Annotated in this window: 12 protein-coding genes; 6 read left to right on the top strand and 6 right to left on the bottom strand. The window is 73.5% G+C overall.

Annotation, left to right across the window (positions count from 1 at the left end):
* The first annotated feature begins 17 nt into the window (after positions 1 to 17).
* The 4 genes from MFF54_RS06660 to MFF54_RS06645 all read left to right on the top strand — a co-directional run bounded on the left by MFF54_RS06660 (position 18) and on the right by MFF54_RS06645 (position 2,533).
* Entirely contained in the window at positions 18 to 506 is a 489-nt protein-coding gene (locus MFF54_RS06660; RefSeq protein ID WP_238301875.1) for a hypothetical protein, read from the top strand.
* 186 nt (positions 507 to 692) lie between these two features.
* The gene (gene trxA, locus MFF54_RS06655) at positions 693 to 1,607 is read left to right on the top strand and encodes a thioredoxin (protein WP_238301832.1); all 915 of its coding nucleotides are present in this window, start codon (positions 693 to 695) and stop codon (positions 1,605 to 1,607) included.
* 22 nt (positions 1,608 to 1,629) lie between these two features.
* Positions 1,630 to 2,301, top strand: coding sequence for an LON peptidase substrate-binding domain-containing protein (locus MFF54_RS06650; RefSeq protein ID WP_238301831.1), 672 nt, complete (start codon positions 1,630 to 1,632; stop codon positions 2,299 to 2,301).
* Between the two features lie 25 nt (positions 2,302 to 2,326).
* Positions 2,327 to 2,533, top strand: a complete 207-nt coding sequence (locus tag MFF54_RS06645; protein WP_109950434.1) for a Trm112 family protein — start codon at positions 2,327 to 2,329, stop codon at positions 2,531 to 2,533.
* Positions 2,534 to 2,540: 7 nt separating this feature from the next.
* Here MFF54_RS06645 and MFF54_RS06640 read toward each other — a convergent pair whose 3' ends face one another.
* The 3 genes from MFF54_RS06640 to MFF54_RS06630 form a co-directional block, all read right to left on the bottom strand.
* On the bottom strand, positions 2,541 to 2,975 hold the full coding sequence (locus MFF54_RS06640) for a BTB/POZ domain-containing protein (protein ID WP_238301830.1): 435 nt from the start codon (positions 2,973 to 2,975) through the stop codon (positions 2,541 to 2,543).
* A 115-nt stretch (positions 2,976 to 3,090) separates the two neighbouring features.
* Positions 3,091 to 3,480, bottom strand: a complete 390-nt coding sequence (locus MFF54_RS06635; protein WP_238301829.1) for a tautomerase family protein — start codon at positions 3,478 to 3,480, stop codon at positions 3,091 to 3,093.
* Positions 3,481 to 3,494: 14 nt separating this feature from the next.
* Positions 3,495 to 4,043 (bottom strand): DUF4865 family protein, encoded by a 549-nt coding sequence (locus MFF54_RS06630; protein WP_238301828.1) that lies wholly within the window; start codon positions 4,041 to 4,043, stop codon positions 3,495 to 3,497.
* Positions 4,044 to 4,136: 93 nt separating this feature from the next.
* Between MFF54_RS06630 and MFF54_RS06625 the strand changes: the two genes are divergently transcribed.
* Both MFF54_RS06625 and MFF54_RS06620 read left to right on the top strand, forming a co-directional pair.
* Positions 4,137 to 5,012, top strand: a complete 876-nt coding sequence (locus tag MFF54_RS06625; RefSeq protein WP_238301827.1) for a LysR family transcriptional regulator — start codon at positions 4,137 to 4,139, stop codon at positions 5,010 to 5,012.
* A 242-nt stretch (positions 5,013 to 5,254) separates the two neighbouring features.
* The gene (locus MFF54_RS06620; protein WP_238301826.1) at positions 5,255 to 5,650 is read left to right on the top strand and encodes a hypothetical protein; all 396 of its coding nucleotides are present in this window, start codon (positions 5,255 to 5,257) and stop codon (positions 5,648 to 5,650) included.
* A 15-nt stretch (positions 5,651 to 5,665) separates the two neighbouring features.
* Here the strand turns inward: MFF54_RS06620 and MFF54_RS06615 are convergent, their stop codons facing one another.
* The 3 genes from MFF54_RS06615 to MFF54_RS06605 all read right to left on the bottom strand — a co-directional run bounded on the left by MFF54_RS06615 (position 5,666) and on the right by MFF54_RS06605 (position 9,557).
* Positions 5,666 to 6,025 (bottom strand): SpoIIAA family protein, encoded by a 360-nt coding sequence (locus MFF54_RS06615; protein ID WP_238301825.1) that lies wholly within the window; start codon positions 6,023 to 6,025, stop codon positions 5,666 to 5,668.
* 39 nt (positions 6,026 to 6,064) lie between these two features.
* Positions 6,065 to 8,296 carry a primosomal protein N' gene (locus MFF54_RS06610; RefSeq protein WP_238301824.1) on the bottom strand — a complete coding sequence of 744 codons (2,232 nt, stop codon included), beginning with the start codon at positions 8,294 to 8,296 and terminating at the stop codon, positions 6,065 to 6,067.
* Positions 8,297 to 8,399: 103 nt separating this feature from the next.
* Complete coding sequence (locus MFF54_RS06605; protein ID WP_238301823.1) at positions 8,400 to 9,557, bottom strand: MFS transporter; 1,158 nt, start codon at positions 9,555 to 9,557, stop codon at positions 8,400 to 8,402.
* Positions 9,558 to 9,640 lie beyond the last annotated feature (83 nt).

Genomic DNA, 9,640 nt, shown 5'->3' with positions numbered 1-9,640 from the left:
CAGCCGGCATGACGCTCATGACGCCCCGAAACCTTGCGCCCGTCCTCCTCCTGCTCGGCCTCGTCTCGCCGGCCGCGGCGCAGACCGCGATCAAGCTGGAGGGCACCTGCGAGAAGCTGGTGATCGCCGGCAAGGACCTCAGCGACGCCTGCAAGGACGTGCTGACCAACACGGTCGCGCGCAACCGCACGAGCTTCGACTTCGCGGCCGAGGACGGCCAGACCCTGAGCTTCGGCGGCAGCGGCGCCCAGCAGGAGCGCACGGAGGAAACGGATCCCCTCCAGCCGATCAGCCTCGTCGTCCCGGGCAAGGCCGGCGCGGCGCAGGGACCGGTCATGGCGGTGGGCGCCTGCCGCTTCTCGACGCCGGAGCCGAGCAAGACCGCGATCACCTGCGAGGCGACCGCGCCCGGGGACAACACCACCTACGCGGGCACCTTCGTGACGGACGCCAGAGCGACGGCCAAGCCGCCGGAGGGCGGGCCCGCGCCGGGCGCCGCGAAGTAGCGCGCGGGGCTGCGGCCGGGCTGGTCAATCCGGTCCGCCCGTCCCATCTACGCAACGGTCCGCAACGTCGCACGGCGCGCGGGCCGGTACGACGCGCGACCGAACCGTCGAGCAGGGTCCTTTGACGCGCGTGATCTCGCGAGAAGCCCTGCCCGGCGGGCCCGACCAGACCCGAGGCTCGACCCGATGCTCAACGACTTCCCCGCCGGCGACGCGCCGAAGCCCGGCGCGGCCGACCTGATCAAGGACACCACCACCGCCACCTTCCGGCAGGACGTCATCGCCGAGTCGATGAACCGCCCGGTGCTGGTCGATTTCTGGGCGCCCTGGTGCGGGCCCTGCAAGCAGCTCACCCCCGTGCTGGAGAAGGCCGTCACGGCGGCGGGCGGCGCGGTCGTGCTCGTCAAGATGAACATCGACGAGCACCCGTCCATCGCCGGGCAGCTCGGCATCCAGTCGATCCCCGCGGTCATCGCCTTCCAGCGCGGCCAGCCGGTCGACGGCTTCATGGGCGCGGTGCCCGAGAGCCAGGTGAAGGAGTTCATCGCCCGCCTCGCCGGCCCGGCCGGCCCGAGCCCGATCGAGGCGGCGCTCGAGGAGGCGACCCGCCTGATCGCGGAAGGCGACCTCGCGGGCGCCTCCGAGATCTACGCCGCGATCCTGGAGCAGGAGCCCGACAACGTCCCGGCGCTCGCGGGCCTGGCCAAGATCCAGCTCGACGCCGGAGAGTTGGAGAACGCCCGGCAGGTGCTCGCCATGGTGCCGGAGGCCAAGGCCAACGATCCGGCTCTCGCCGGCATCCGGGCGGCGCTGGAACTCGCCGAGCAGGCCGCCTCGCTCGGCGACCTCGCCGGGCTCCAGGCCCAGGTCGAGGCGAACCCGGACGACCATCAGGCCCGCTTCGACCTCGCGCTGGGGCTGGCCGCCCGGGGCGACCGCTCGGCCGCCGTCGACCACCTGATCGAGATCCGCCGCCGCGACCGCGACTGGAACGAGGACGGCGCCCGCAAGCAGCTGCTGCAGTTCTTCGAGGCCTGGGGCGTGATGGATCCGGACACGATCCGCGGCCGGCGCAAGCTCTCGACGCTGCTGTTTTCCTAAAGGACCGCCGGAGGGAGGCGCCATGAGCACGCATGCGGGCTACCGGAGCCCGGCCGACTGCCCGGCCGTGATTCCGGTCTTCCCTCTGCCGGGGGCCCTGCTGCTGCCGCGGGGCCAGATGCCGCTCAACATCTTCGAGCCGCGCTACCTCGCGATGGTGGACGACGCGCTCCGCACCGACAGGGTCATCGGCATGATCCAGCCGGACCCGGAGGGGGCCGGCGGCTCGCCGATGAACCCGCGGCTCTACCGGGTCGGCTGCCTCGGGCGGCTGACACAGTTCGCCGAGACCGGGGACGGGCGCTACCTGATCTCGCTCACCGGGATCAGCCGCTTCCGGATCGAGAGCGAGCTCGCCACCGCCAGCGCCTACCGGCGCTGCCAAGTCTCCTACGACGACTTCGCGGTGGACTTCGCGGCCCGCGCAGGCGAGGAGCAGGTCGACCGCGAGGGCGTGCTGAAGGCGTTGCGCGACTTCGTGGAGTCGAACGACCTCAAGGTCGATTGGGCGGGGATCGAGGAGGCGCCGAACGAGGCCCTCGTCAACGCGCTCTGCATGATGAGCCCCTTCGGCGTGCGCGAGAAGCAGGCCATGCTGGAGGCGCAGGACCTGAAGACGCGGGCCGAGATCCTGATCGCGGTCACGCAGATGGAGCTGGTGCGCGGATCCGGCCCCGAGCCGACGCTGCAGTGACGAGAGACGTGAGCGAGACGTGAGCATGGCCAACGAGATCACCGCCCCCGTCGAGGCGACCCGCGTCGACCCGAAGCTCCTGGAGATCCTGGTCTGCCCGCTGACCAAGCAGACCCTGGAATACGACGCTGCTCGCCAGGAGCTGATCAGCCGATCGGCCAAGCTCGCCTACCCGATCCGCGACGGCATCCCGATCATGCTGCCCGAGGAGGCGCGCCCGCTGACGGACTGAGATCCGCTCAGCGGTTCGGGTCGCGCCGGATCTGGTCGATGTTCTGGTTCGAGAGGTCGGCCGAGATGTTGTCGGGGCGCGGCAACCGGCCGCCGGCCGGATAGTAGTAGGTGAAGCGCGGGCGGCCCTGAGCCTCCTCCGGCTGGCCGGCGCGCAGCTTCTTCAGGTAGTCGGCCCCGTCCCGGTCACTGAACGGCCGCCGCGCCTCGCCGCAGCCCTCGCAGACCGAGACCAGCCAGGATTGCCACAGGCCGTCCGTGCGCTGCTGCATCGACTCGGCCCGCTCACGGTGGGCCGAGGCGAGCGCGACGGTGTCGAGGTCCCCCTGCTGGGCCGGCTTCGGCAGGGCGCCGAGCTGGTCGAGTGCGGCCTTGCCGCCGTCCTGGGCCTGCGCGCCTGCGGTGAGCAGGATGAGGGCGGCGAGCGGCGATCTCCCGGGCATGGCGTCATCCTCCGAAGGACCCTTCGAGGTTGCCGAGGGAGAATGGACCGCCGTCGCATCGGTTGCCCGCCGATCGGCCGGACCGCGAGCGCAGAAGGATTAACCCGGGCCGAACTCAGGCACGATCGGCGTATTGCGCGAGGCCGTTGCCGAACGACCAGTTCTCCGCCTTCACCTCGACGAGGTTGATGAAGACGTCCTCCGGCCGCAGGCCGGGGTCGTCCGTGAGGTTGTCCACGATGCGGCGGTAGAGCGCCCGCTTCTGCGCGCGGTTGCGCGTATCGTTGCAGGTGATCTGCACGATCACGAGGTCGTCGCTGCGGGCGACCCCGAGATAGGTGGCCCCGTAGGCGAAGGCGTCCGCCGCGTGCTCGTGGATCAGCACGAAGCGGTCGTCCTCGGGCACGTCGAAGCTCGCGCGCAGGGCGGCGTAGACGCCCTCCGACAGGGCGGCCCGGTAGGCGGCGGGCTTGCCCACCCGCAGGGAGATCCGGATCAACGGCATGGCAGGGCTCCGCTTCAGGGATGGGACAGGCGAGCCCAGCCGGGCGCGGCGAGGTGGAGCACGCTCTCGTGCGGTGTGCCGGCCGCGCCGTCCCGCCGGAGCGTGAGGCGGAGGAGGCGCCACGCGCCTGGATCGAGCGCGCTGACGGCGGCGCAGGCACCCTCCGCCACGGCCGAGGCGGCGCGCTCGGCCTCCGCGGCACGCAGGGCGGCGAGATCGCGGGTCTCGGAGACCGGAAGCGTCTCGCGCACCAGCACGGTCGCGCCGGTCCCTGAGCCGGCCGCCACCACGAGGGGCAGCCAGGTCTCGACGCGCGGGCGGCCGAACCCGTCCACGACGGCCCGGAAGCGGTGGTCGGTGAGGAACTCGCCGGCGGCGAGCGGGTCCAGCCAGAGATAGGTCGCCGCGTAGACGTTGCCGCCGGCGCCCTCCGCGATCGAGAAGGCCTTGAAGCCGAGGCCGGGTGTCGCGTCGAAGAAGGATCCGCGCTCGGCGACGCGGCGGCGGATGCGGGCCATGTCGTAATCGGCGGGCAGGCGGTGGCGGTAGCGCAGGACCAGCATGTTCGGCTCCGGCAATCGGGAACCGTCACGGCTTGCCAAATCACAGGCATCAGAGAAACATATCGCCGGTTATTTGTACGATGAGCATCTGTTATGATTGCCCCGGCGCGCGCCCTCGATTCCGATGCGGTCCAGGCCTTCGTGCTGGTGGCCGATCTCGGCGGCTTCACGCGAGCCGCGGAGGCGCTCGGGACCTCACAGGCCGCGGTGAGCCTGCGCCTGAAGCGGCTCGAGGAACGGCTCGGTCACCGCCTGATCGAGCGCACCCCGCGGCGGGTCCGCCTGTCCGAGCGCGGCGAGGCCTTCCTGCCCGCGGCGCGCGACCTCCTGGCCGCGCAGGAGCGGGCGTGGCAGCAGGTGGCGCCGACGCCGCCGCGTCGGCTGATCCTCGGGATCAGCGATCACGTCGCGGGACCCGAACTGCCGGTTCTGATCGGGCGCATCGCCGCGCAGGATCCGGGCCTGCTCATCGAGGTGCGGATCGCGGGCTCGCGCGACCTCGTGGCGGCCTATGCGCGCGCCGAGATCGACGCCGCCATCGTGCGAAGCGAGGACGGATCGCCGCGGCGCGGTGAGGGGCGCCTGCTCGCCCGCGAGCCCTTCGGCTGGTTCGCGGGGCCCGGCTTCCGGCACCGGCCGGGCGAGGCGCTGCGGCTCGCGACCCTGGCGGGCTCCTGCGGCGTGCGCGAGACGGCTTTGCGCTGCCTCGACGCGGCCGGCATTTCCTGGACAGAGGTCTTCGTCGGGGGCGGCGTGCTCGCGGTCGGCGCCGCGGTCAGCGCCGGGCTCGGCGTCGCGGCGCTCGCCCGCCGGGTCGCCCCGCCGGGCTCGGTCGAGGTCGGCGAGCGCTTCGGGCTGCCGCCCCTGCCGACCGCCGACGTGGTGCTGCATGCCCGCACCCGGGAACCGCGCGCCGGCGCAGCCCTGCGCCTCGTCGGCGCAGCCTTCCGCGCGGCCGCGACCGTTTGAACCAAGTTACCGTCGGTTCAGCTCCCGTACAGCTCCGACCCATCACTCAGCATATATGCATCTGAACAGGCGCGCTTCCTGGTAGCAAAGCTTGGGCGTTCGCAAGAATTCGGCGTCATATTCTCGCCGTTTCCCAGATTTAACCGGGGGTATCGCCCAATCACGGACCCGACGGGTCTAGCACCGAGAACACGCCGCGTGCCCGCGCGGCGAATCATACGGCTTTGCCCGACAGGGAGCACATGACCTCGACCTTCACCGCCCTCAGCCTCGCCGCCGGTCTCGCGCTGACCGGCCTCCTGCCGGCAGCCCATGCCCGGGCCGGGGATTACACGGGCACGTGGCGCGTCGAGCTCGTGACGGAGAGCGGGATCTGCGACAGCCGCTACAGCTACGCCGTCTCCATCCAGGAGGGGCAGGTGCGCCTCGCCTCGGCGGCGGATGCCGGCACGCGGATGAGCGGACGCGTCGGCGCCGACGGCACGGTCGGTCTCACGGTCTCGAACGGCGGCACCAGCGGCGCCGCCTCGGGCCGGCTCCAGGCGCAGTCCGGTTCGGGCACCTGGAAGGTCTCGGCCCTGTGCTCGGGCCGCTGGACGGCGCGGCGCAGCAACACCCGCACCGCCCAAGCGGAATGATCGGCGTCGGCTACGTCAGGCCGTCGCCAGCCAGGAACGCGCCTCCTCGAGACGGGCGCGCTCGAAGACCCGGATCTGCGCGGGCGAGACGAAGTTGAAGGTCTCGGCCAGTGCCTTGAGCCAGGGCGCGTCGGTGACGAGCGCGACGTGGCTGACGCTCTTCATCATCGAGAGGCCGAAGCGCGGGTCCTTGAAGAAGGCCGCCGGCTCCATGCCCTCGAAGGCGCGGATGTCCTCCAAGAGCTTGAGCTTGCCGCCCTTGTCGAGGTCGGCCTTCATCGCGGTCATGGCCGCGTCCATCTCCGCGTCGGTGATCTTCCCGTCGACCACGATCTCGGCGACGTTGGTGTCCGGCTTCTTGGTGTAGCTCAGCACTATCGGGCTCCTGGGGGGCCGTTGCGGCCCGCCACTCTCCTACAAAAAGCTCTGCGGGTCGACATCGACCGCCACCCGCACGCTGCCGCGGGGCTTCGGCGCGCGCGCCAGCCAGTCGCGCAGGTAGCTCTGCAGATCCACGTTGCGCTCGGTCTTCACGAGCAGGCGGAAGCGGTAGCGCCCGCGCACCAGCGCCAGCGGCGCCTCGGCGGGCCCGAGCACCATGGCGCCGGGCGGCGGCTCGGCGACGCGCGCCAGCGCCTGCCCCTGCGCCTCCGCGGCCTCGCGCTCGGCCGCCGAGACGATGAGCGCGGCGAGGCGCCCGAAGGGCGGCAGGCCCGCGGCCTCGCGCGCGGCCACCTCCTCCGCGTAGAAGCGCTCGGCGTCGCCCGAGAGCAGCGCCGCGATCACCGGGTGCGTCGGCTGGTAGGTCTGGACCAGCGCCCGGCCCGGCCGCTCGCCGCGGCCCGCCCGGCCCGTCACCTGCTGCAGGAGCTGGAAGGTGCGCTCGGCCGCGCGGGGATCGCCGGAGGTGAGGCCGATATCGGCGTCCAAGACGCCGACCAGCGTCAGGTGCGGGAAGTTGTGGCCCTTGGCCACGAGCTGCGTGCCGACCACGATGTCGCACTCGCCGGCCGCCACCGCGTCGAGCTCCATGCGCAGCCGCTCGGCGCCGCCCGGGAAGTCGCTCGACAGCACGATGATGCGCCGGTCCGGGAACAGCTCGGAGACCTCCTCGGCGATCCGCTCGACGCCCGGCCCGCAGGCGGTCAGGTTGTCGAAGGTGCCGCATTCGGTGCAGGCCTGCGGCCGCGGCTCGGCGTAGCCGCACTGGTGGCAGACGAGCGCCTTGCGGAAGCGGTGCTCGACCAGCCAGGTCGAGCAGTTGCGGCAGCGGTAGCGGTGGCCGCAGGCCCGGCAGAGCGTGAGCGGCGCGTAGCCGCGGCGGTTGAGGAAGAGCAGCGACTGCTCCCCCGCCGCGAGGTTCGCCTTGATGGCGTTGATCAAGGGCGGGCTTAGGAAGCGGCCGCGCTCCGGCCCATCGAGGCGCATGTCGATCGCCCGGATGTCGGGCAGGCGCCGGCCGCCGAAGCGCTCGGGCAGGCGCACGTGGCGGTAGCGCCCGCGCTCGGCATTGACCCGGCTCTCGATCGAGGGCGTGGCGGAGGCGAGCACCACCGGGCAGCCCTCCAGGCGCCCGCGCACCACCGCCATGTCGCGGGCGTGGTAGTGTACCCCGTCCTCCTGCTTGTAGGCGGATTCGTGCTCCTCATCGACCACGATGAGGCCGAGTTGTCTGAACGGCAGGAACAGGGCCGAGCGGGCACCGACCACGACGCGCGCCTCGCCGGCCGCCACGGCCGCCCGCAGCCGCTCGCGCCGCCGCCCGCCGACGCCGGAGTGCCACGCGGCCGGCCGCACGCCGAAGCGGGCGGCGAAGCGGTCGAGGAACTGCGCGGTCAGGGCGATCTCGGGCATCAGGATCAGCGCCTGCCGCCCGGCCCGGACGCAGTGCGCCACGGCCTCGAAATAGACTTCGGTCTTGCCGGAGCCGGTGACGCCTTCGAGCAGGACGGGGCCGGGCGCCGCCGGTTCGACCGGTTGCAGCGCGCTCCCGGAAACCCGCGCGTTCCCTTCCCCCGGCGATGCGAGCGCCTTTCCCGGCCCGGCGATCAGCTCCAGCGCGGCCGCCTCCTGCGCGTCGGACAGCGGCACCCGGGGGTGGTCCGGGTCCGGCGGGGGCGCCACCGCCTCGGGCTCGACCGCGACCGCCTCCAGCGCGCCGTCGTCGATGAGCCCGTCGACCACGCTGAGCGAGACGCCCGCCGCCTTGGCGAGCGCGCTCTTCCCGTGCAGCGCCCCGTCGGCGGCCGCCTCCAGCACCTTCCGGCGGGCGGGCGTCGCGCGGGTGGGCGCCTTGCCGGAGACGCGCACGCCGACGCGGGCGGTCTCGCGGGCGGCGGCCTCGTCGGGCAGGCGCAGCACCATGGCGAGCGCCGAGCCCTTCGGCGCCAGCGTGTAGCGGGCGATCCAGTCGACGAGCCGGCGCAGGGGCTCGGAGAGCGGCGGGGCATCGACCCGGCCCGTCACCGGCCGCAGGTTCGAGCCGCCCGCCGTCTGGGCCAGCCCCCAGACCACGCCGACCGTCTCGCGGGGGCCGAGCGGCACCTGCACCACGTCGCCTTCCGCGAGGCGGAGACCTTCGGGCACGACGTAGCTGTAGGCCGTGTCGAGGGCGAGCGGGATCAGGATCTCGGCGACGTCGGGCATGGAATCCGGGTGTGCGGGCCGCATCGAGAGGGCCCGCGGGCCTCCGTTCCGGGTCCGTACCATAGGGCGCGGGAAAAAGCGGCGCCCAGCCTCGCCGCAACGTTCAGCGTGCCCGCAGCCCGTGGGCGAGCGGCAGCGCCGCGAGGCTCAGGGCCGCCATCGCCCAGAAGGCCCGCGCGCCGAACGCGGCGTAGAGCGGGCCGGAGGCCAGCGTCACCAGGGCGCCCGCGAGGCCCAGGCCGACGCTGCCGTAGAGCGTGAGCGCCGTGGCGCGCAGATGCGCCGGCACCGTCTCCCCGATCAGCCCCAGGCAGGCGAGGTGCAGGAGCGCGAAGCTGAGGCCGTGCAGGGCCTGGGCGCCGGCGAGCCAGGGCAGGGCGACCGTCTGCGCGGCGATCCCCCAGCGCAGAGCACCGGCGGCGGCGGCCAGCGCCAGCCCGCCCGCGAGGCCGATCCGGCCGAGGAGCCGCGGGCCGATCGTCAGAAAGACCAGAACCTCGGCGGCCACGGCCTCGGCCCAGAGCAGGCCCGCCGCCCCGGCGCCGATGCCGGAGGCGCGCCAGAGGATCATCGCGAAGGCCTCGTGCAGGCCGTGCGCGCCGATCACCAGAGCGGCGACCAGGAGCGTCCGGCGAAAGGCCGCGAGGCGCAGCAGGGTGCCGAAACCCGCCCCCAGGACGGCAGCCGGATCCGGCCTCGGGCCGGTCTCGCCGGGGGGCGACGGCAGGCGCCGCGCGAGGGCCCCCGCGACGATGAAGAGCGCGCCGCCCATCAGGATCGCGGCGGCGAGCCCGTAGGTCCCGGCGAGCCATCCGGCCACGGCGGCCGCGGCGATGAAGGCGCCCGAGCCCGCCGCCCGCACGCGCCCGTAGACGAAGGCCGTCCCGCCCCGCGCCGCACCGAGCGCCAGCGCGTCGGCGAGCGGGGCCAGCGGCGCCGTCGCGACCGCGTAGGCTAGGCCCGCGGCGAGCACCGGCCAGAGCCCGTGGATCGGCAGGTGCGCCGCCGCGAGGAGGCCGGCCGCGACCGCGCTCGCGGCGAGGATCGGGCGGGCCGCGTCGCGCGCATCGGCGAGACGGCCGGCGAGCGGGGCGGCCACGAGCCGCACCAGGGTCGCGGCGGCCAGCACGAGGCCGATCGCCTCGGGCGCGAGCCCGCGGGCGGCCATCAGGTTCGGCAGGAGCGGGGACAGGCAGCCATAGGCGCCGTAGAGCCCGGCATAGAGCGCGAGGTAGCGCGCGAACCCGCCCCGTCCCGCCACGTCATCCCCCGGTCTCCCGACACGCACCAGCCTATACCGGATTGCGCCGGCCGGAGCGCCGCGTCAGGAACGGCCGATGCAGC

The organism is Methylobacterium gregans, from assembly GCF_022179245.1.
In the GTDB taxonomy this organism is placed as follows: domain Bacteria; phylum Pseudomonadota; class Alphaproteobacteria; order Rhizobiales; family Beijerinckiaceae; genus Methylobacterium; species Methylobacterium gregans.
The sequence above is the reverse complement of the archived record's forward strand: the minus strand, read 5'-3'. Positions and strand labels throughout refer to the sequence as shown.

Bases quoted from the DNA above. Each gene is read 5' to 3' on its own strand.
- MFF54_RS06660 (WP_238301875.1), top strand. From the start codon at position 18: ATGACGCCCCGAAACCTTGCGCCCGTCCTCCTCCTGCTCGGCCTCGTC.
- trxA (WP_238301832.1), top strand. From the start codon at position 693: ATGCTCAACGACTTCCCCGCCGGCGACGCGCCGAAGCCCGGCGCGGCC.
- MFF54_RS06650 (WP_238301831.1), top strand. From the start codon at position 1,630: ATGAGCACGCATGCGGGCTACCGGAGCCCGGCCGACTGCCCGGCCGTG.
- MFF54_RS06645 (WP_109950434.1), top strand. From the start codon at position 2,327: ATGGCCAACGAGATCACCGCCCCCGTCGAGGCGACCCGCGTCGACCCG.
- MFF54_RS06640 (WP_238301830.1), bottom strand. From the start codon at position 2,975: ATGCCCGGGAGATCGCCGCTCGCCGCCCTCATCCTGCTCACCGCAGGC.
- MFF54_RS06635 (WP_238301829.1), bottom strand. From the start codon at position 3,480: ATGCCGTTGATCCGGATCTCCCTGCGGGTGGGCAAGCCCGCCGCCTAC.
- MFF54_RS06630 (WP_238301828.1), bottom strand. From the start codon at position 4,043: ATGCTGGTCCTGCGCTACCGCCACCGCCTGCCCGCCGATTACGACATG.
- MFF54_RS06625 (WP_238301827.1), top strand. From the start codon at position 4,137: ATGATTGCCCCGGCGCGCGCCCTCGATTCCGATGCGGTCCAGGCCTTC.
- MFF54_RS06620 (WP_238301826.1), top strand. From the start codon at position 5,255: ATGACCTCGACCTTCACCGCCCTCAGCCTCGCCGCCGGTCTCGCGCTG.
- MFF54_RS06610 (WP_238301824.1), bottom strand. From the start codon at position 8,296: ATGCCCGACGTCGCCGAGATCCTGATCCCGCTCGCCCTCGACACGGCC.